This is a genomic window from Legionella steelei, from assembly GCF_001468005.1.
Classification (GTDB): Bacteria; Pseudomonadota; Gammaproteobacteria; order Legionellales; family Legionellaceae; genus Legionella; species Legionella steelei.
This window is the reverse complement of record NZ_LNYY01000019.1, coordinates 785,854-807,463: the sequence shown is the minus strand read 5'-3', so window position 1 is coordinate 807,463 and position 21,610 is coordinate 785,854. Positions and strand designations below refer to the sequence as shown.

The following is a 21,610-nucleotide window of genomic DNA, read 5'->3' as shown; positions in this document are numbered from 1 at the left end:
AATACTTTGGATGAAGCGCTAGCAGCATGTTCTTTAAAGTGCATTGGAGCTTGTTTCGGGATGTCGTGATAGTTCAGCGAAGGATTGTTCAATCATATATGGCTGTTTAGGATTATATTGCTCAAAGTGAGAAACAATGTCTTGATTAAGACTTGAAGGAACTGGCTCAAAGGCTAATTGCTGGGGTAGGGGGATGGAGCCCTAGTGATATGCTTATTAATATACCGCGTTAATACTCCCGACTTTAAAAAGCGACTCTTTTCATAATCATGGGTAGGCAGATGCTCTAATACAAGTAAACAGCGTTAATTGCCAAATTCTTGCACTGTGAACAATAAGCGGGGGCTATCACTTAGGCGAAAGCTATAAATACCATGGCCACGAAGTTTTCTTAATTACCACTCTGATAATCGCTTTCTAACAATTGGCGAATGGCTTTTGGGTGTTGGGCTAATAAATCTGCATTACCCAAGGTTCCTCGTTAGTAATATAATTTCACAGCAAATCTCTCACCAGTTCTTTTGCAATGCAATATATGCAATATAAAAGACAACGCTTAAGCAATTCTACTTACCATTCATCAATGTTCCAGAGAATTCACTTGTTTGTGAGCAGGGGTTAATTTCACAAAATGCGTAGCCCAATAAATTTTTTTTTAATCTTTAAATAATAAAATAAAAAGTACAAAATTTGCTCTTAAAGATCTAATTCAATTAATTATGTATTTATAATGTGCTATTTTGGGGCTGAACCCTGCTTAGCTGCTACTTAACTTAAACTTGAGTTTCAGGAAAAACAGCAGTCTTTAATATAAGGAAACAATCCATGAAAACCATGCAAGATCTCTTTAATTTTATTCGTCTTATGGCAGAAAACCCTTTAGATGAAATCTATCCACGTCATATCTGGGACTTTTTGGAGCAAAATCCAGAGTATGATATTAAAAGGGTACTTACCATAAAGGAGTTTGTTGAGCAGAGCTGCGGTATCACGGCTATGGGAATTGCTGCCGCCCTTGCTGGTTCAGCAGCGAAGTGGTCAAAAATAAAAAATAAAGATCAATATTTGACAAATAATTACAGGTTATACACTAAAGAATCATTTTTTATTTATGAGTTTGGAATAAAGGTTGAAAACCGTGATACAGATCCTGTTGAGGAGCTGGATGGGCATAAATTTCTTGTTATTCAATATAAAGATAAAGACAACCAGCCTTGTTACACATTTTTACAAGCCTATGCTAAAAACTATTCCCTTGCCGATTTTTTGAAAAATGCAGAGCAAGGAACCATTAAACAGCATTTTACCCATGAGGAGTTTATGCAGTTTCTGACTGAATTGGATGGCTATGTTGCATCTGGAGAAATCAATACCAGTTTTAATAAGCAGTATTTTCACGCTGTTGCTGCTGATGCTCCAGTTAACATTAAGAAAAAACTTGAAATTTACAGTACCTCCTCCAATTTATTTCAGGTTGAGCTTGCCAACGACTATTTTCAACGATATAAAAAGTCAGACCGTTACCCTGAATTTACGTTCATACCAAACAACCATACAGAAAGCATACAATTTCTGAATAACCCTTCTGATGAAGGGGGGGATGAGATCAAAGAGAAATGCCTTGTCGATACACCGGCCTATTTTGAACAACGAATGATTGCAAATGAATCATTAGAAAAGTTATTGAAAGAACCTTCTAATACAGCGAAAGTATCCCCTAGTCATTTTTTTTACCATCCTCATCAAACTCCGGTAGTGAGCGAGCCTGTGCAAAAAACTACTTTTACAGCATGAAGACAGTGTACTTTAGTGTCTTATAACAAGTGCACACAGCTAAGGATAGTTTTGAAAATAAAAATAGCCGCTAATTAGCGGCATTTATGCATCACTTCATCAAGCAGCATAGTAGATTGTTTTTCTAATGCCTTAGAAAGGTGTCCGAAAACAACTTTTACATACACACTAGGTCTTAAGCAGAATACCCTTGCTGTAGTTTTTTTAATCCCATACGCTGCACTAATATGGGCTACATTTGCTGAAACCTGTGTTGATCGTTACAAAAAATACTCGGAAATTCGTTGCATATCGGGATATTACAAGATTAAAAATGGCGCGCCCGGAAGGATTTATTGCGTAAAAAGAAATTGCATCATTAAATTTAATTGATCCCAAGATTCAGGGGAAGGATAGAATCGTCGCTTACTTTGTTCGCTTCTCACCGCTTTGCGGCGCGCTGAAGCGCGTCCAAAATGCTGCGCCGCACGTCGTGCTTTTCGCTGCGCACTTTGTCGAACCTCGGTCGGTTCGAACACTTCCGGGCCAAAGACATTAGATGTTTTGGCTTTTATTTCGGAGTGATTTTTGCTTTTTGTGATTTTTATTAAAAATGGCGCGCCCGGAAGGATAAATATTATTTAATATTTAGATTATGCTATTAAAATTAAATGCTTCCAAGATTCAGGGGAAGGATAGATTCGTCAGTCACTTTGTTCCTTCCTCACCGCTTTGCGGCGCGCTAAAGCGCGTCCAAAATGTTCGCCGCGCTTTGCGCTCTTCGCTTCACATTTTGTCGAACCTCGTTCGGTTCGAACACTTCCGGGCCAAAGACATTGGATGTTTTGGCTGCTATTTCGGAGTGATTTTACTTTTGTGTTTTTTATTGAAAATGGCGCGCCCGGAAGGATTCGAACCTCCGACCCCCTGGTTCGTAGCCAGATACTCTATCCAACTGAGCTACGGGCGCGTTGACTGGCGGAGAGAGAGGGATTCGAACCCTCGATGGGATTTCTCCCATACTCCCTTAGCAGGGGAGCGCCTTCGACCACTCGGCCATCTCTCCAATCAATGGTTCGGCAGTATATCAGGTATTTTCTTGTCGTCAATATGAATTATTTAGAAATTGAAGCGAAGCTGACAATATAAAAATTTAGACACATAAAATGATCTATAATTAATCAGTGTGAGGATAATTATTTATGCCAATCTTATTGTACTCATTTTTTCAAGAAGTTAGTTAAATTAATTTTATATTTAATACCTTATAAAAAATTCCAAATTTTCATGATTACTGCTACTCTTTATCATTCATAAATCGGAGCTAATGTCAGTGAAGAGTAATGGCGTTTTAGTTAAAAGATTTGGTCCTTTATTAAGACAATCGCTTCTCGATTGCTACGGGACTAGTTGAGAGTGTTATCTTTTAATGAAACATCGTTGCAGTGACGTGACCGCAATTTAAAATAAGGAGGATCGATGAAACAGAAGTCGAATTTACATGGTCGAGAGGTGTATGTTGTTGATGGAAATCGTACGCCATTTCTCAAAGCCAAGGGAATAGGTCCTTTTTCTGGATCTGATTTAGCGGTAGCTGCCGGGACGACTTTATTAAATCGTCAGCCTTTTGCTCCAACTGAGTTGGATGAAGTGATTATTGGTTGTGCTATGCCTAGCCCAGATGAAGCCAATATCGCTCGAGTGGTTTCCTTGCGTTTAGGATGCGGTGATAAAGTACCCGCGTTTACTGTGATGCGGAATTGCGCTTCTGGGATGCAGGCACTAGATAATGCAGCCATGCAAATTGCGAGTGGTCGCAGTGATTTGGTTCTTGCAGGCGGTACTGATGCAATGAGTCATGCTCCATTATTGTTCAATCAAAAAATGACATCCTGGTTGGCCAATTGGTATGGCGCTAAGAACATGGGACAAAAATTAGGCCTAATAACACAATTTAGGCCTGCTTATCTCGCGCCCGTTATTGCTTTATTGCGCGGTCTGACTGACCCTATTGTTGGTATGAATATGGGGCAAACGGCAGAAAAAGTCGCTTATCGCTTTCATCTTACTCGTGAGCAAATGGATCAATTTGCCACTGAAAGTCATTTAAGACTGGCCAAAGCCTATGCTGAAAATAGAATGACAGAAGTTTCACCGATTATTGACTATAAAGGAAAAGTTTATCCACAAGATGATGGCATAAGAGCTGATTCAACTGTAGAAAAATTAGCTAAATTAAAACCGTTTTTTGATAAAAAATATGGAATGGTCACTGCTGGTAATAGCTCGCAAATAACTGATGGCGCATGCTTATTATTATTGGCTAGTGCTGATGCAGTAAAAAAATATGGATTAAAAGTAATTGGTCGAATTGTTGATTCACAATGGTCTGCACTTGATCCCTCACAAATGGGGCTTGGTCCGGTTCATGCAGCAACACCTATCCTGCAAAGACAAAAATTAAAACCCGAAGACATGGATTGTTGGGAAATCAATGAAGCGTTTGCTGCGCAAGTTCTAGGTTGTGTCGCAGCTTGGAATGATGAAGAGTACTGCCGCACCCAATTAGGCTTAGAAAAGGCCATGGGTGGACCTTCACTTGAAAAACTTAATCGTGATGGAGGTGCAATTGCAGCTGGCCATCCAATAGGTGCAAGTGGTGCGCGTATTGTATTGCACGTTTTGAAATCATTGGAACAAAGAAATGAGTCGCGAGGTATGGCTTCTATTTGTATTGGTGGAGGACAGGGCGGGGCTATGTATCTTGAACGAGTGACTGAGGTGAAAGGACATGAATAATTACAAACATTGGGACTTACAACGAGACAGTGACAATATTCTGTGGTTAGGTATAGACAGAAAAGATACTTCTGTAAACAGTATTAATGAAGAAGTTTTGGATGAATTAAATAGCCTTTTGCATGAAATTTCTCAGGATAAAAACGCTATAGGTCTGATTGTTTATTCTGCTAAGGATAAAGGATTTATTGCGGGTGCAGATGTGAATGTCTTTTCAACGTTTGAAACCCCAGCACAAGCGGTAGACTTTTTACGAAAAGGACAAGCAGTATTTGCTCGCTTACAGGCATTAACAATTCCTAGTGTTGCTATGATAGACGGTTTTTGTATGGGCGGTGGATGTGAGTTGGCTTTAGCTTGTACCTATCGAGTTGCAAGCGATGAAAAAGATACCCGTATTGGTTTACCTGAAGTGATGTTGGGCATACACCCAGGCTGGGGTGGTTCCGTACGGTTACCTCAATTAATTGGCGGCTTTAATGCTTTATCACAATTTATTTTAACTGGAAGTGCCGTACCTGCTGCCAAAGCTAAGAGTTTAGGCATGGTTGATGATGTAGTACCTGTACGACAGTTAAAACGAGCTGCGATTTATTTTATTAAAAACAAGCCTGCGAAACATAAACCTTCATTTGTACAGGGATTGACGAATAGCGCATGGATGAGAAAGCCAATCGCTGCTTTAATGCGTCGTAATGTTGCTAAACGGGTACGAAAAGAACATTACCCGGCTCCTTATGCCATTATTGATCTGTGGGAAAAAGAGGGAGGGCAGGGAGATAGGGCTTATTTGAAGGAAATAGACTCTGTAGAGCATCTAGTCTCAAGTGGAATTACTTCAAAAAATTTAATCCGAGCTTTTTATTTACGAGAGCGTTTGAAAGGTTTTGCAAAAGGTAGTGATTTTAAAGCGAGCCATGTTCATGTTATAGGTGCTGGTGTAATGGGTGGTGATATTGCTGCTTGGTGTGCACTACGAGGCATACGAGTGACGTTACAGGATCAATCTTATGCTCAAATTGCTCCTGCAGTTGGTCGTGCTCATGCTTTATATAAGAAAAAACTACGTAAGCCACGTTTGATACAAGCTGCAATGGACAATTTAATACCCGATCCAGAAGGACATGGTATTGCAAGAGCAGATGTCATTATTGAGGCGGTTTTTGAAAATCTTGCAGTAAAACAAGAAATTATGAAAAAAGTTGAGAAACTTGCTAAAAAAGATGCCATCATTGCGACTAATACCTCCAGTATTCCTCTGGATGAAATGAGTAGTGTCATGAGCAATGCCAATCGCTTGGTTGGAATTCACTTCTTTAATCCGGTAGCTAAGATGGATTTGGTTGAGGTAGTAAGTAGTTCAAAAACATCTAAGAAAGTTGAGCTTAATTCGTGCGCTTTTGTGAATCAAATTGGCAAGCTTCCACTACCGGTTAAATCCAGCCCAGGATTTTTAGTAAATCGAGTACTGATGCCTTATCTTATGGAATGTGTCCAATTATTGGATGAAGGTTATAGCGCTGAGACTATTGACGAAGCTGCCTTGTCATTTGGCATGTTTATGGGGCCTGTGGAATTGGCTGATACTGTAGGACTGGATGTCGGATTAGCTGTTGCTGAAAACTTAACAGGCCATTTTGGTGGAACTGTTCCACAAAAACTTCGTGATATGGTTAAGGAAGGCAAACTAGGGCGTAAAACAGGCCAAGGTCTTTATCAATATAAAAATGGTAAGCCAATTAAAAAACAGCCTAATACACCAATCGATCCTCATATTGCAGACAGACTAATCCTTAGGATGGTTAATGAATCAGCTGCTTGTTTACGAGAAGGTGTTGTTGCTGATGCGGATTTGCTGGATGCAGGTATGATTTTCGGTACAGGATTTGCTCCATTTCGTGGTGGGCCTATGAACTATGCTAAAGATTTTGGGACAAATAATTTAGAAAATTTATTTAAAACTCTTGAATCTAAGTATGGTGAGCGTTTTAAAGTAGATGAAAGTTTGTGATTTGATTATGTTGTTTTTATGAAGCATATATCGTAACCTGTGTGAGGCGCAGCGGAACCCGAGTTTTACTACTCCCGGCTCTGCTGGGTTCACCCAGGCTACAAAATTGCAAAAAAGTCAGGCTAGCGGCCTTATACCAACGTAAATTAAGGGTAATTCATTGCCAGTGCTCTTAACCAAACAAAACTTATTTTTTTTGTTTATTTTACAATTCTCTTATGTATTTATCGCTAATGCAACCACTTTGGTTTTACCAGCAACAGGTGATGTTGTTGGCGAAATTCAATACGCACTCTCTGAAGCAAATGTAACAATTGATGAGATAGGGAAACATTTTGATGTTGGTTATTATGAAATTACCAGGGCCAATCCTCAAATCGATCCAACGCGTTTAATCGTTAATTCACGACTTGTTATTCCTGCACAGTACATTTTACCTAATGTTCCTAGAAAAGGAATTGTCATTAATTTAGCTGAATATCGACTGTATTATTTTCCTGAAAATGAAAATGTGGTGATTACTTTTCCTGTGGGTATTGGTCGAAAAGGATGGAGTACTCCTTTGGGAGTAACTAAGATCATCGCCAAAGAAGCGAATCCTAAATGGCGTCCGACAGAAAATCTGCGCGCGGAGGCAGAGAAAAATGGTGATTTTCTTCCAGATGAGTTTCCTTCGGGGCCTTATAATCCTTTAGGTCAACATGCTTTGCGGTTGGGATGGCCAACGTTCCTCATTCATGGTACCAACAAGCTTGACGGAATTGGTATGCGTGTAAGCGCCGGATGTATCCGTATGTTTCCGGATGATATTGAATATTTGTTTCGCATAGTTCCCACAGGAACCCCAGTCCGTGTAATCAATGAACCAGTAAAAATTGGCAAACAGGATGGTGCGTGGGTAATACAAGTGCATCCACTTTTGAGTGAACAACGTAGTGCAACACTGCAAGCAATGTTGCAAAATCAATTAAGAATTAACAATCTTTCCAACTTCAGCAATAGTAAAGTGATTCAAAATGAGCTGGCATATCCTACGGGTTTGATACGAAAAATTTAGATTTTTTCTCATTTATCATCAGATAATAAGAATTTGTCCGAACTCGTGCAGCATTTATTTGCTCAGGTAAGTACTTATATCAATGAAAATCGTTTATGAATGAGCCATAGAAGATAATGCCAGAATTGATCCGGCAAAATGATATCGAGCATGATTATCGCTGACTCACTTAAAGATTTACTCGGCCGTTTCTAAAAGCTGTTGCTTTTGCCTGATTGCATGAAAAATCTCTTCTCGATGCACATTAACTGATCTGGGAGCGTCAACACCAAACTTAATATTTCCATGCTCTTGCGTTTTAAAAGCTAATATTTTAACAGCCGCATCACCAATATGAATTATTAAAGGTTCTTCAAACTGAAGAGAAATTATATCCATTAAAAACCTCTGTAACTTTTAAATAAGTTGGTTGTAAAATCAATAACATTTACTTAATGCACGGTAACCTAATTCATAGATACTTGTCACTAAAAAATTAGTGCAAATTGATAAAAAATAAATTTATACCTACTTTCTTCAGTTTAACTTAGATATTTCTTGATTTTTAATTGATTAATAATTGTATGATGTATCTAAAATGGTTATAATTGGCAGCTTTTTTATAAACCTTGCCTTACTGTTGTTGTTTTGATAACAGGAGGCTTCATCCATAAGGAGAAATCATGAGACATTATGAAATTATGTTTCTTGTGCACCCGGATCAAAGCGAACAAGTGCCAGCAATGGTAGAGCGCTATGAAGGGATCATAAGCAAACACAGTGGTGCAATCCACCGCAAAGAAGACTTAGGTCGTCGTCAATTAGCTTATCCAATAAGTGATGTTCATAAAGCGCATTACATTCTTATGAATATTGAATGTAGTCTTGAAGCTCTGGATGAAATTAAAAATGCATTCAAATTCAATGATGCAATTATCAGAAACTTGATTACTCGTCAAAAACAAGCGATTACTACTGAGTCTGTTTTGATGAAGAAAGAGAAAGAAACCAGATCTGCTTAAGAGGAGCCTTATTCATGTCAGCTTATTTTCGAAGAAAAAAAATGTGCCGTTTTAGTGCGGAAGGCGGCAATGAAATTGATTATAAAGATATCAATTTGCTGAAAAACTACATTTCAGAAACCGGTAAAATTGTACCAAGTCGTATTACTGGTACACAAACTCGTTTTCAAAGACAATTAGCAAGAGCAATTATGCAAGCCAGATTTCTTGGTCTGTTGCCTTATTGTGATAGCCATAAATAAATAATAATGATGCGAGCAGGCAATTTTATAACAAGACAATGTAAGGTAATACTTGAAAGCAAGCAGCAAGCGATTCTATATGCTGTTATTTTTTCAGTGCTACCCTTTGCATCTTGGATTTCAGTTGCTTTAGTTTGTTTGGTGACATTAAGAAAGGGTGCAAAGTCCGGTTTTGATGTTTTGTTGCCTGCACTTGTGATTCATTCTGTTCCACTGATAATGTTAATACCATTATCCGGAGCAATAATTAATACTCTTATTGCTTATCTTCCATGTTATTTCGCAGCATTAAGTTTGCGGAAGGCTGAACGATGGCAAGCAGTAGCTGGGGTATTTTTTATATTGGCATTTTTGGGATGTCTGTTTCTTCAACTCTTAGCTCCCGGTTTTATTGTGGAACAATTTAATCAGTTTAAAATGATTTTGACACAATACCAGGAACTGGTTGATTCTACTCTAAATGGCATAAATTCAGTAATTTTGGCGCAATTATTCTTCGGCATTCAGATATTGAGTATTATTGTTTCTTCGACAATCTCCTTAATGTTTGCTCGTTCGATGCAGGCCAAATTATTTTTACCTGGTGGTTTCAGGAATGAACTAATGGCATTTCGAAGTGGCAGAGTTTCATTTTTAGTTTTTTTTGGGGTTTTGTTAGCTACTTTCTATGAAATTCCTCTGGCTATGAATGTTCTTCCAATAGTGCTGTGTTATTTTTTAGCTTCTGGATTTGGTCTGGTTTATTTTATTTTCTCTCGTAAGAGACAAGTTAAGGTGTTCATTTTATTAATGTTATTAATGTTAGTGAAACCGACTTTTGTATTATGCGCCTACATTGTCCTTGGTTCATTAGATAGTTTAGTTAATTTTAGATCGTATTTCCCTTCAAGGGTTGGCGAATCAATTTAAGGGGTTATTAAGATGGAAGTTATCTTATTAGAAAAAGTGAGAAATTTAGGTAACCTGGGTGATAAGGTAAATGTAAAATCAGGTTATGGCCGTAATTTCTTGATACCACAAAATAAAGCGGTTTTTGCAACACCCAAAAATATTGAGTTGTTTGAACAGCGTCGGTCAGAGCTGGAGAAAAAAGCACAACAGTCATTGTCTACTGCCGAGCAACGTGCTGCTAAATTGAATGATATAAGTCTAGTTATTAGCGCTATGGCGAGCGACGAAGGCAAATTATACGGTTCTGTTGGCGTTAATGAAATTAAAGATGCTTTAACAGATAAAGGTGTTGAAATTGTTAAGCGCGAAATCGTAATGCCTGAAGGTCCTCTTCATTCGATTGGTAGTTTCGTAGTTGAGATACATGTTCACAGCGATGTTATTGCTAACTTACATGTTGAAATTGTTCCAGCTAAGTAAGTCTCATGTTGTTACCTGGGCGAAGTGGTAGCGTAGCCCAGGTTCTTTAAACAAATAATCTCTTCAAGCATATAACTAACAATTATCCCTTTGCCAAGACAATGCTACATTAAAAGTATTCTATAAAGCGCAAGTAATGCAATTGCGGTGTTTAAAATACCCCAAATATAAGCGGCGGGTAATCCTTTATACCCACTGTAGTAAGCATATATAGCAACAAAAGTGCTTCCCGAAAAAAATATCCATTTATCATTGTAGGCGAAGCCCATGGAAAGCAAGGCAATGCCAAAAATTCCCAAAATTAAAAAAGCTCTATTTTCTTTGCCAAGCATTAAATAGAATGTGAGTAGTTGGCAGCATAGTAATAGTGGCAAGAACAACTGAGTATAGGGTCCACTACCTAGCAAAATTGCTGCATGCCCTGCAAGAAGTATTAATTGGAGGGCTATGAAGTAAAGCATTCTAAAGTAAATGGCGGTTATAAGTAATGCAATACCGCCAATAAAATAGTAAAGCTGCGAGTGAAGTTTGGGTGGAGTCGTGCCAAAATGCTTTAAAAGACCACACACTATAATAAGTGAGCCAAAACATCCTATGAGTATAAATATTTTTTTAGCCACAAATCACCATTTTAAGTAAATCCCTTTTGCTACAGATTCTTGTATAATTGTACCTTGAGGTTTATTAAATGAAATCCAATAATTGCCCATGTTGCTTAGTGCAAACTTAACTCGTGGGTATTGGCATACTTCTAATACATTACGACAGTCAATAAGGGTGGTTTTTTCATCGATACGTTTATAACATTTAAAGTTTAAATTTTTGACATCAGAAGCAAATGCGCCCCAAGTCATTGGATCTAATGTAGCATGTAGTGGAGGAGTCATAAATGATTCTTCAGTATTTACACGCTCTAATTCAACTCGAGCATCTGAATGATTTTGTATTAAATAATAAGATTGATTTCCTGTCTCATTTAAAATTAGATGGTTTTGAGCATAAGCAAATCCTGTGACTTCACATCCTCTTGGAAATGTACCCGCAGCTTGCGCTGAGCTAATAAGAATAGCGGAAAAAATAATCGATTTATTAATTTGGCGAAATACAGACATAAATACCTCAATAAGTAAACTTTGGGGGTTATTTTAATCATAAAAAATGCAAAGTCTATCCCACAATAAAAAAATAGAAGCACTACTCCTTATGAGCGGAAATTTTTGCCTTAATCATAGGATAGTAGGTTCTATAAAAACTTAAAAATAAATACATTCCAACATATGCCAAAGAGAGGCTAAGACAAATAACATTTGTATTAGGGTAGCTTATAAGTAAAAATACTGAGCTAATTGCATAAATTATGGAGCAAACATGCATCAGGACCTTCAATATTCTTGATTCTGTTAAATAATCGAGTCGCGAAGGGTATACGTATTTTACAGGTACAAAAATCAGAATAGAGAGAATGGTTAATATAATAGCATTAGTTGTCGCTGATGTATTAAATATAAACATGTATAAAATGGTAATATTCCAGTAACATGGAAATCCTTTAAAAAAGTGATCTGGTGTTTTTGCATCAGATTGACAAAATTGATAAGCAGAAGTAATTGAAACCGCAGCAATTAGAAAGACAGAGTACGTAGGCGGAAGCATGCCGGGTCTGACGAGTAAGAAAAAACAAGGCGTTATTACATAATTTAAATAATCAACAATGTTATCAAGCAACGCGCCGTCTATTTTTGGTAAAATTTTCTTAATATTGAACAAACGAGCAAGACTTCCATCAACAGCATCAATAACAACCGTAATCAGCATGAGCCATAATGCAAAAATGTATTCGTGCTGATACATTTTTACCAAAGAAAAAATACCAATACAGGCTGCGCTTGCAGTAAAGACATGCACTGACCAAGCCGCTACGTATTGTAATGGATGGAATTGCAGTTTGCTTGAATTCATTAATTATCCTAGTGTTAATAAAAAAACATTGTTTAAACGCATTCTCATTTAAAATACAGTTTTCTAAAAATATTTAATAATTGTATTAATATATTGAGCTAAACTATTGTTGTTTTTTTATAAAAAAGTTAAAAAACATAAAAATAGTATCAATAATCAAAAGTAGTGTGCAAGGAGAGTTGATAACTTTAGTTAAATATACTTTATTCTGTATGGAGAAATAATGAAAATTCAAACTGTAAATCCTGCAACGGAACAAATTCTACAAAGCTATGATTGTCTCAATGAGCAGGAAGCCCATGAGTTAATTAACAAAGGGCATGAGGTGTATTTGACGTGGAGAAAAACTCCTTTTAGTAAAAGAAAAACTTTAATGTTGCAACTTGCACAACTTTTAAAATCAAAAGTAGATGAGTTGGCGCGTTTAATGTCGACCGAAATGGGTAAACCTATTACTGCGAGTAGAGCAGAAATTAATAAATGCGCTTGGTTATGTGAGTATTATGCAGAACACGCAGAAGAATACCTTGCGCCCAAAATAGTTCAAACTGAGATGAAGAAGGCAAAAGTATGCCATCTACCACTCGGAATCGTTTTTGCAATCATGCCATGGAATTTTCCATTTTGGCAGGTTTTCCGTTTTGCCGTCCCTACTATTATGGCTGGAAATGCAGCAGTTTTAAAACACGCACCTATTTCAACTGGAACAGGAAACAAAATAGAGGAATTATTTTTAGAAGCAGGTTTTCCGAAGCACCTCTTTCAACATTTAGTTGTTGATAATGATGGGGCGGCTAAAATTATAGAACATCCTCATGTTATTGCAGTTACCTTGACGGGTAGTGGACGTGCAGGCAGTGCTGTTGCGAGTCATGCAGGAAAATTTTTAAAAAAATCGGTGCTAGAGCTTGGCGGAAGCGATCCATATCTTGTTCTTGAGGACGCCGATCTTGATTTGGCAGCAGAGTGTATTGTCAATTCAAGACTTAATAATTCTGGACAAGTCTGTATTGCAGCTAAGCGCATCATCGTTTTAAAATCAGCTGAAAAAGAATTGGTACAAAAAATAACGGAACATGTATCCGCGTTTAAAATGGGTGATCCACTTGATTCGGAAACTAAGCTTGGTCCATTAGCCCGTTTAGATTTGCGTGAAAACTTACAAATTCAAGTAGAAAAATCACTGAAACAAGGTGCTAAATTATTGCTAGGTGGTATAATTCCGGAAGGAAAAGGTTTTTATTATCCGCCAACACTGCTAACTCAAGTGACACCAGGTATGCCTGCTTTTGATGAAGAGTTATTTGGCCCTGTTATTGCGATTATCACAGCCAATGATGAGAAAGAAGGTATTGCTTATGCAAATCAAAGCCAATATGGCTTAGGAGCCGCTGTGTTTACTCGTGATTTGGACAGGGGGGAGCATATAGCTACTCATGAAATAGAGGCAGGGGCGTGTTTCGTTAATGCTTTTGTGGCTTCTGATCCCAGATTACCATTTGGCGGAATAAAAGAATCAGGCTATGGTCGTGAATTATCAAGGGAAGGTATATTGGAATTTGTAAATACTAAAACCATAGCGATTAGTGATTCATGATATTAAGGTTTGTTGTTTCCTACTTTTGAAGTAGGAGGCATCATGTACTTAATACAGCATAATTTTTTGAGCCACTCCCACCTAATAGTATATTTACTGTTTTGGTGAGAGTGGCTTGGTTATTTATTTTTTAAACAATAATTCTCGCTGTAGGGCTGAGGCAAAATCGACGAGGTAAAGCAACAATGTCTTATAAATTTGAAGAGGGTAAAGACGTATTAATTGAAGCCATTGTGGATAGAATTAGAAGTTCTATGGTAGGTGAGCAAACCGAGTTTTGCGCCGAATTTGCCAAACAGTTGTATGGCACTGTAGCTATGGAAGATCTGAGTGCATGGACTACAGATGATCTATACGGTGCTGTAGTAAATTTTTGGTCATTGATTCATGAGCGCGCACCTCATGAAACAAAAATTAGAATCTATAATCCAGATTATGAACGTCATGGATGGCAAACAACACATACAGTAATCGAAGTGATTTGTGATGATATGCCATTTTTGGTCGATTCAATTCGTTTGGTAATCCATAGAATGGGATTATCCTCTCATCTTACTATCCATATGGGTGGAATTCGCGTTAAAAGAGATAAAGAAAATCGAATTTGTGAAATTTTGCCTCGGACTCAAATGTTAGATGAAAAAGGCGTGATTCATGAAGCGCCTATATTCCTTGAAATTGATCGACAAACAGATCCTAAGGTGCTTGAAGAATTACACAAAGGATGTGAACGTGCTCTTGAAGATAATCGCGTTGTTTTTGAAGATTGGGAGAAAATGCGTGCTGAAGTTCGAGAAGCAATTACAGAAATTGATAAAGTATCTTCTGTGCTTGATTTGGATGAGGTAGAAGAGACCAAGGCATTTTTACATTGGATTGAAGACCATCATTTCACTTTTTTAGGAATGAGGGATTATGAATTAGTAGAAAAGGGTAAAGAAACAGTGCTACAAGCTGTTCCTAATACTGGTTTAGGGCTTCTACGTGAGAGTGTGACTAAATCAATGACGCGTAGCATTTCTGCAATGTCACCTGAAGCACGTGAATTTACCATGTCTCCCCGCATCTTAGTTACTTCAAAAACTAATACATTAGCAAGCGTTCATCGTGATGCTTACACAGATTATATCGGAATTAAGCGATTTAATGCTCAAGGGAAAGTGATTGGTGAACGAAGAATCATTGGTCTTTATACTTCTGCGGCTTATCATACTAACCCCAAACAAATTCCATTCTTGAGACGTAAGGTAGCGCTCATTATGGAAAATTCTAAATTAAATCCACGCAGTCATGCGGGTAAAGTGTTGTTAAATATTCTTGAAACATTACCACGAGATGATTTGATTCAAGGAACAGAAGACGAAGTTCTGGAAATTGCAATGGGTATTTTTTACATGCAAGACAGAAAGCGTATTCGTTTATTCGCACGCGTTGATGTTTATCGACGCTTTGTCTCATGCTTGGTATATGTTCCTAAAGACCGAATTAATACTGAATTAAGAATGGCGATGAAGAAAATTCTCGATGAGAGTTTTAATTCAATTGAGACCACTTATTCAACTCAATTTACCGAATCGGTACTAGCACGTGTTCATTTTATTATTAAAATTAATCCGAATTTGCCATTTGAGTATGATTTAAAAGAAATTGAAAAAAAATTGATTGATGCAGGGCGCTCTTGGACAGATGATTTACAAACCCATCTAAATGAGGCGTATGGAGAGGAACAAGCAAATAGCCTCTACGCTCGTTATAAAAATGCATTTCCTATTGCTTATAGTGATGTTTTTTCTGCAAGAACAGCGGTCTATGACATTAAACATATAGAATTACTTACCCCAGAACATACATTAGGCATTAATTTTTATAAGCCTTTAGATGAATCAGAAAATAGTTTTAGATTAAAAGTGTATCAACATGATACAACCATACCTCTATCTGATGTTTTGCCAATATTGGAAAAATTAGGTTTACGTGCGATTAGTGAACGTCCATACCCATTAAAATTTGAGGATGGTAAAGTTGCTTGGATTAATGAATTTGCCATGCAATATAATAAGCCAATTGAATTTGATTTGGATGAAATTAAAGAATTATTCCAGAATGCATTTGCCAAAGTTTGGTTTGGACAAGCTGAAAATGATGGATTTAATCAACTTGTTTTGGCAGCGGGTCTTAATTGGCGTGAGGTAGCTGTTTTACGTACTTATGCTAAGTATTTTAAACAAATTGGAATTACCTTTAGCCAAGATTATATGGAAATGGCGCTCAATAATAATGTTGCCATTGCTAAAAAGTTAGTGCGATTGTTTGAAATTCGTTGCAATCCTGTTGATGATCCCAATCGAGAAGATCGTTTTACCGATTTATCCATCGAAATATTGGCCGATCTTGATACCGTATCAAATCTTGACGAAGATAAGATAATTAGACAGTACATTCATGCTATCAGCGCCACATTGCGTACCAATTTTTACCAATTAAACGCTGATGGACATCATAAGCCCTATATTTCTCTTAAGCTAAACAGTAAGATTATTCCTGGTGTGCCAAAGCCACATCCGATGTTTGAAATCTTTGTTTACTCTCCACGCTTCGAAGGAGTTCATTTACGTTGTGGCAAGGTAGCTCGCGGTGGTTTGCGTTGGTCTGACCGCAGAGAAGATTTTCGTACAGAAATACTTGGTTTGATGAAAGCACAACAAGTAAAAAATTCAGTAATTGTACCTAGTGGTGCTAAAGGTGGATTTGTTCCTAAGTTGCTGCCAGTAAATGGCACACGTGAAGAAATAATGGCTGAAGGAATAGGCTGTTATCAATTATTTATTCGTGGGCTTCTGGATATTACTGATAACTATGTTGAAGGTAAGGTTGTCAAACCTGAGAATGTTATCTGTTTTGATGAAGATGATCCTTATCTTGTGGTTGCTGCCGATAAAGGTACCGCAACGTTTTCTGATCTTGCCAATGCCATTTCATTAGAATATGGTTTTTGGTTAGGTGATGCGTTTGCATCAGGTGGTTCAATCGGTTATGACCATAAGAAAATGGGAATTACTGCTAAAGGTGCATGGGAATCAGTGAAGCGTCATTTCTATGAAATGGATATGGATATAGCCAATAATGATTTCACTGTGGTTGGTATTGGAGATATGGCCGGTGATGTTTTCGGTAATGGCATGTTGTTGTCAAAACACATCAAGTTAATTGGTGCCTTTAACCATGTCCATATTTTTATTGACCCAACTCCAGATGCAGAAGCCAGCTATACAGAACGTGAGCGTTTATTTCATTTACCTCGTTCCAATTGGACCGATTATGATAAAAAACTTATTTCCAAGGGCGGCGGGGTCTTTAACCGTAATGCCAAATCAATTCCAGTCAGTAAAGAAATGCAAGCAGCTTTCGGAATTAAACAGACTGAAATTGAGCCAAATGAGTTAATTAAAGCAATTTTGAAAGCTAAGGTTGACTTACTTTGGAGTGCAGGAATAGGTACTTATGTTAAGGCCAGCACGGAATCAAATGCGAATGTTGGTGATCGAACCAACGATGCAACGAGAGTTAACGCAAAACAATTACGTTGCAAGGTTGTGGGTGAGGGCGGTAACTTAGGACTAACACAGTTGGCGCGTGTTGAATACTCACTAAATGGTGGGCTGGTATTTACCGATTTCATTGATAACTCTGGCGGTGTTAATTGCTCTGATAAAGAAGTAAATATTAAGATTCTACTTAATGGTATTGTTGCAGTTGGTGATTTGACTCCAAAACAACGCAATGAATTGTTAATTGAAATGACTGATGAAGTAAGTAAATTGGTACTTCGTGACAATTTCTTACAAACACGAGCAATTAGCTTGTCTGCATCACAGCCGCTGCAAGCTTTGGATTTGCAAAGTCGTTATATCAGTGAATTAGAGCGATCAGGAAAAATTGATCGTAATCTGGAGTATTTGCCAGATGATAAAGTCATTTTAGAACGTAAGTTGATGGGTAAAGGTTTGATGCGTCCGAGTATTGCTGTATTGATGTGTTACAGCAAAACAATTCTGAAGGAGCAAATTCTGGCTTCAGGTGTTCCTGAAGAAAGCTACATGACGCAATTTTTAATTAGTTCGTTTCCTAAGCCTTTACAAGAGCGATTTAGCAAGCAAATGCAATCTCATCCACTAAGAAGAGAAATTATCGCAACCCGCTTAAGCAATATCATAGTAAACGAAATGGGGTTTACTTATGTCTTCAGATTGCAAGATGAAACTGGAGCTCCAGTTTCAGCCATTGTAAGAGCATACATAATCACTCGTTCAGTGCTTAATTTGGAATCTGTTTGGAGGCAAATCGAAGAACTGGGTACTAAGGTTAGCGCCAAAAAACAAATAGAAATGATGATGCTTTATTCCAGATTAGCACGACGCATTACACGCTGGTTCTTGCGTAGTCAACGCCGATCTGTGGATATTTCTGAAGTTGTAAAACTTTATGCACAAGGCGTTACTGAGCTGAAGATGTCAGTCCCAGCTATTTTAAATGAAGAACGACGAGCAAAATATGCAGAGCATTATCAAGAGCTTATTGACGAGGATATTCCTCCAGCTTTAGCTCATGAGTTAACCGTAACTCGTGGTTTGTTTGCTGCAACGGATATTATAGAAATCGCTCACAAGAAAAATATGAAAGTAGCTCAGGTTGCTGAAATTTATTTCGGAATTGGCGAGTTCTTAGATCTGGCCTGGATAAGAAAACAAATTATTATACATCCAAGCGAGAATCATTGGGAGTCTTTATCTAGAGAAGCTTTACGAGATGATTTGGATTGGCAACAACGTCAACTCACTGCTGGACTGATTAACTATGATGGAGATAACCCCGATTTCCAAGCACGTCTTGTTTCTTGGGGAGAGGCTCATCGTGCGTTAATTCAGCGCTGGCGCTATATTTTGGCTGATCTGAAAGCGAGTACGGTGCTGAACTACACCATGTTCTTTGTCGCAATCAGAGAGTTACTGGATCTCACGCAAACTACTTTGCAATCCTATGCATTAGCGGAGCAAGAAGCCTAATATATCTGTAGCCTGGCTGCCAGCCAGGAACACTATTTGTTATCACTCCTGAGTTTATGTAGGTTGGGCCAAGACTCAACCTACATCTTATTTAGCATTTATGTCTGTCAATTCTACTGATTGATTATGCCCTTCAAGAAAAACGGTGCGATTGGTTTCTTTTAGTATACTTACCGCAATTAAATACTGTTCAGGTCCAAGAATTGAAAAATCAATCAGCTCACCGAGTTCTGCTCCTTCAGATTGATTTAGTATTTTTTGTCCGGAATAAATTTTTTGTTCTGTTTTAATTTTATAAATGTTCATTTGGTGTTTTAAAGTCGCTTTATAATGCATTCGTGCAATAATTTCTTGTCCCTTATAGCAACCTTTATTGAAACTAACGTATGGTGTTTGTTGTAGATCAAGTCTATGTGGTAAAAATAGACCTCGAGATTCAGGATAAATTTCTATCTGTTTGTGAGATAGTCTTAAGGTGTGCCAGGTCAAAGAACCAAGAAACTGTTCTTTGTCCATAAAGCGTTGTTGTATCTCTTGTGCGTCTTCGGCTAAAACTAGAAAAACATAGAATCCATTCCCTAAATGATAGCAACAAGAACGCGCATTATAGGTTTGAGAATAAAGTGTATTTGGGAAAAACTCGGTGTCAGGAATAATGTCTTTTTGATTTTGTAAATAAAATCCAAAGAGATGGAAGTGGGAGTTCGTTTTAAGCGAAACGCGAGAAAGTAAAGCGTATTTATTTAATGAATTAATAGTCGCCTCTTGTAAATCTTTAGGGAGAATTAACTTAACGCCTTGCCAATTAATAACATCCATTAATGCAAGAATTCGTCCTTTAAGATTACATTGGGCACCTTGAATCATTTGGATGTCGGATATGGTATTTAAGTCGCAAGTTAATTGGCCTTGAAGAAACTCAATGGCTTTATCCCCCACGACATCAATAACATCCAGATAAGACAAATCAAATAAATAATTTTTTTGGGGCAGTAATATTAACTCGTTTTCCAAGTTTTGAAAGGTTGTTAATGTTCTATTATTAATTGGGTATGTAAAAATTTTACTCATTATTGTCAGCCTGAAAATAAAAGTTACGCCCAGAAGCGAATAACTGTCCAATTGAAATTTTGCAGAGTGTATCTGATTTTTTGAACTCGCCATAGTAGCGTTGTAAATATCAAGGTTAATGATTTCCGTTTATAAAGTCAGTAGTGTATCATTTACTCGTAGCTTCATTCGTAAAAGAGATATGCCATGTTGGATCCCAAAGAAAAAGCAAGAATTGAATGGCACTGCCGCCGAGGTATGCTGGAGTTGGATCTTATTTTACACCAGTTTCTCGAACACAAACTTGAGCAATTGACTCCACAAGAGCTCGATGCGTTGAATTCGTTATTAAGTTGTACTGATCCAGAGCTATTTGCCTGGTTGATGGGACACGAGGACCCTCAAGATAAAGAGCTTAAAAAAATTGTCACTATTATCCGAAATAACAATTGAACCCGAAAAGTCAAAGACTTATTTGCGTTTAATTTTAGTAGTTTATTCCATTACAGTTGCTTTAATCCTCTATTCATCAGTATATCTCTTGATTAAAGTATTCTTGCTTGGCTGTATTATCATGTTACTCAAAATGGATTGGTCTAAGCAAAGTCCGTGCTCATCAATTAAAAAAATAGAATCTACAGGTAATGGATGGATTTTAGAGCTCTATCGCGGGAATAAAAAAACGTATACCCAAGCTACTATTCTTATTCACAATTCTTTTTTTCTACTCATTGAATTTCAAAGCTACCGACAAAAAAAGCGAATTGTTTTATTCCTTGACCAGATTACAAACAATCAATTGCGCTTCCTACATCTTAAAACAAATTAATGGTATATAATTATACATATGATATAAATAAAATACAGTCATTCATATAATGGAATTATGAGGAAGTGATGAATAAAGAAGCTTCTTATAGCGATGAAGACTTAATTAATTTGGCGAGACAGGGGAGCATGGAGGCTTATAATCTGTTACTGTCACGGTATAATAATAAGATACAGCAAATTATTCACTTACATATTCAAGATCGTGCAAATGTTAGTGATTTGGCACAAGAAGTATTAATTAAAGTCTATCGCTATCTACATTATTTTAAAGAGAAAAGTCAATTTTCTACCTGGTTGTATCGTATTACCCAAAATACAATCAAAAATCATTATCGTACAGCCAATTTACGTATGGATATGGAGGCTGAGTATGCCGATAACTATTATCCCTCGGTTGAATTATCGCCTGAATATTTATTAATTAATATCGAGTTTGGTGAACAATTGGAATCAATCCTTTCTACTTTGTCTGATGAGCTACGTTTATGTTATGGAATGCATATTCTGGATGGGCAATCATATGAAGACATTGCAAAAAAAATGGATTGCCCTATTGGAACGGTACGATCTCGTATTTTTAGGGCTCGAAAATTAGTCATGGCATCCATAGATCAATTGTGATCATTTTTTTCTTCTAACAATTATGGTATAAAATATTTTTTGATTATTTTATAGTCACTTATCTATTTAAATAGAGTAAAAGAGCTCATTCATGCCTAATGCTTTGAAAGAACGGTTAGTTAATAATATCGTAACAAGTTTTTACGACTTTATGGCATCAACTCACTCTTGCATAGGGAGGATGAGAAAGCGATATTTAATAGCTTTTTTTCAGCCTGATATAACCATACCTGCT

The 21,610-nt window shown here is 37.3% G+C and carries 18 protein-coding genes and 2 tRNA genes; 12 read left to right on the top strand and 8 right to left on the bottom strand.

The annotated features are described in order from the left end of the window. The first annotated feature begins 825 nt into the window (after positions 1-825). A complete protein-coding gene (locus tag Lste_RS07755) occupies positions 826-1,794 on the top strand; it encodes a hypothetical protein (RefSeq protein WP_058510470.1) in 969 nt (322 codons plus the stop codon). A 332-nt stretch (positions 1,795-2,126) separates the two neighbouring features. Here Lste_RS07755 and Lste_RS07750 read toward each other — a convergent pair whose 3' ends face one another. The 3 genes from Lste_RS07750 to Lste_RS07740 form a co-directional block, all read right to left on the bottom strand. Beyond that, positions 2,127-2,312, bottom strand: coding sequence for a hypothetical protein (locus Lste_RS07750; protein ID WP_058510469.1), 186 nt, complete (start codon positions 2,310-2,312; stop codon positions 2,127-2,129). A 354-nt stretch (positions 2,313-2,666) separates the two neighbouring features. Next, positions 2,667-2,743: transfer RNA gene (locus tag Lste_RS07745), tRNA-Arg, on the bottom strand. Positions 2,744-2,749: 6 nt separating this feature from the next. After that, positions 2,750-2,839, bottom strand: a tRNA-Ser gene (locus tag Lste_RS07740). Positions 2,840-3,252: 413 nt separating this feature from the next. On the opposite strand from Lste_RS07740, the gene Lste_RS07735 reads away from it, so the two are divergent. From Lste_RS07735 to Lste_RS07725, 3 genes are all read left to right on the top strand, one after another. After that, positions 3,253-4,572 (top strand): acetyl-CoA C-acetyltransferase, encoded by a 1,320-nt coding sequence (locus Lste_RS07735; RefSeq protein ID WP_058510468.1) that lies wholly within the window; start codon positions 3,253-3,255, stop codon positions 4,570-4,572. Continuing rightward, a complete protein-coding gene (locus Lste_RS07730) occupies positions 4,565-6,583 on the top strand; it encodes a 3-hydroxyacyl-CoA dehydrogenase NAD-binding domain-containing protein (RefSeq protein ID WP_058510467.1) in 2,019 nt (672 codons plus the stop codon). Before Lste_RS07735 ends, Lste_RS07730 begins: the two co-directional genes overlap by 8 nt. Positions 6,584-6,749: 166 nt before the next feature. After that, positions 6,750-7,640, top strand: a complete 891-nt coding sequence (locus Lste_RS07725; protein ID WP_058511683.1) for a L,D-transpeptidase family protein — start codon at positions 6,750-6,752, stop codon at positions 7,638-7,640. Between the two features lie 177 nt (positions 7,641-7,817). Here Lste_RS07725 and Lste_RS07720 read toward each other — a convergent pair whose 3' ends face one another. Further along, on the bottom strand, positions 7,818-8,018 hold the full coding sequence (locus Lste_RS07720) for a carbon storage regulator (RefSeq protein WP_058510466.1): 201 nt from the start codon (positions 8,016-8,018) through the stop codon (positions 7,818-7,820). Positions 8,019-8,302: 284 nt separating this feature from the next. Here Lste_RS07720 and rpsF point away from each other — a divergent pair, with 284 nt between their 5' ends. From rpsF to rplI, 4 genes are read left to right on the top strand one after another with little or no spacing between them, the layout of a single operon-like run. Then, positions 8,303-8,641, top strand: coding sequence for a 30S ribosomal protein S6 (rpsF, locus tag Lste_RS07715; protein ID WP_058510465.1), 339 nt, complete (start codon positions 8,303-8,305; stop codon positions 8,639-8,641). 14 nt (positions 8,642-8,655) lie between these two features. After that, a complete protein-coding gene (rpsR, locus tag Lste_RS07710; protein WP_010653600.1) occupies positions 8,656-8,883 on the top strand; it encodes a 30S ribosomal protein S18 in 228 nt (75 codons plus the stop codon). Positions 8,884-8,889: 6 nt separating this feature from the next. Further along, positions 8,890-9,792 carry a hypothetical protein gene (locus Lste_RS07705; RefSeq protein ID WP_193393392.1) on the top strand — a complete coding sequence of 301 codons (903 nt, stop codon included), beginning with the start codon at positions 8,890-8,892 and terminating at the stop codon, positions 9,790-9,792. A 12-nt stretch (positions 9,793-9,804) separates the two neighbouring features. Next, positions 9,805-10,254: a 50S ribosomal protein L9 gene (gene rplI / locus Lste_RS07700; RefSeq protein ID WP_058510464.1), complete on the top strand. Its 450-nt coding sequence runs from the start codon at positions 9,805-9,807 to the stop codon at positions 10,252-10,254. 104 nt (positions 10,255-10,358) lie between these two features. Here rplI and Lste_RS07695 read toward each other — a convergent pair whose 3' ends face one another. From Lste_RS07695 to pcsA, 3 genes are all read right to left on the bottom strand, one after another. Continuing rightward, entirely contained in the window at positions 10,359-10,874 is a 516-nt protein-coding gene (locus tag Lste_RS07695) for a hypothetical protein (RefSeq protein WP_058510463.1), read from the bottom strand. A 3-nt stretch (positions 10,875-10,877) separates the two neighbouring features. Continuing rightward, positions 10,878-11,366 (bottom strand): hypothetical protein, encoded by a 489-nt coding sequence (locus Lste_RS07690; RefSeq protein ID WP_058510462.1) that lies wholly within the window; start codon positions 11,364-11,366, stop codon positions 10,878-10,880. 82 nt (positions 11,367-11,448) lie between these two features. Then, positions 11,449-12,213: a phosphatidylcholine synthase gene (gene pcsA, locus Lste_RS07685; RefSeq protein ID WP_058510461.1), complete on the bottom strand. Its 765-nt coding sequence runs from the start codon at positions 12,211-12,213 to the stop codon at positions 11,449-11,451. Between the two features lie 223 nt (positions 12,214-12,436). Between pcsA and Lste_RS07680 the strand changes: the two genes are divergently transcribed. Then, positions 12,437-13,810 carry an NAD-dependent succinate-semialdehyde dehydrogenase gene (locus Lste_RS07680; RefSeq protein WP_058510460.1) on the top strand — a complete coding sequence of 458 codons (1,374 nt, stop codon included), beginning with the start codon at positions 12,437-12,439 and terminating at the stop codon, positions 13,808-13,810. A gap of 185 nt (positions 13,811-13,995) precedes the next feature. Next, a complete protein-coding gene (locus tag Lste_RS07675) occupies positions 13,996-18,873 on the top strand; it encodes an NAD-glutamate dehydrogenase (RefSeq protein ID WP_058510459.1) in 4,878 nt (1,625 codons plus the stop codon). Positions 18,874-18,960: 87 nt separating this feature from the next. On the opposite strand, the gene ygfZ is transcribed toward Lste_RS07675, so the two are convergent. Further along, on the bottom strand, positions 18,961-19,944 hold the full coding sequence (gene ygfZ, locus Lste_RS07670) for a CAF17-like 4Fe-4S cluster assembly/insertion protein YgfZ (protein ID WP_058510458.1): 984 nt from the start codon (positions 19,942-19,944) through the stop codon (positions 18,961-18,963). 186 nt (positions 19,945-20,130) lie between these two features. Here ygfZ and Lste_RS07665 point away from each other — a divergent pair, with 186 nt between their 5' ends. Both Lste_RS07665 and Lste_RS07655 read left to right on the top strand, forming a co-directional pair. Further along, complete coding sequence (locus tag Lste_RS07665; protein ID WP_058510457.1) at positions 20,131-20,376, top strand: FAD assembly factor SdhE; 246 nt, start codon at positions 20,131-20,133, stop codon at positions 20,374-20,376. Between the two features lie 444 nt (positions 20,377-20,820). Further along, a complete protein-coding gene (locus tag Lste_RS07655) occupies positions 20,821-21,375 on the top strand; it encodes a sigma-70 family RNA polymerase sigma factor (RefSeq protein ID WP_058510456.1) in 555 nt (184 codons plus the stop codon). Positions 21,376-21,610: the final 235 nt, after the last annotated feature.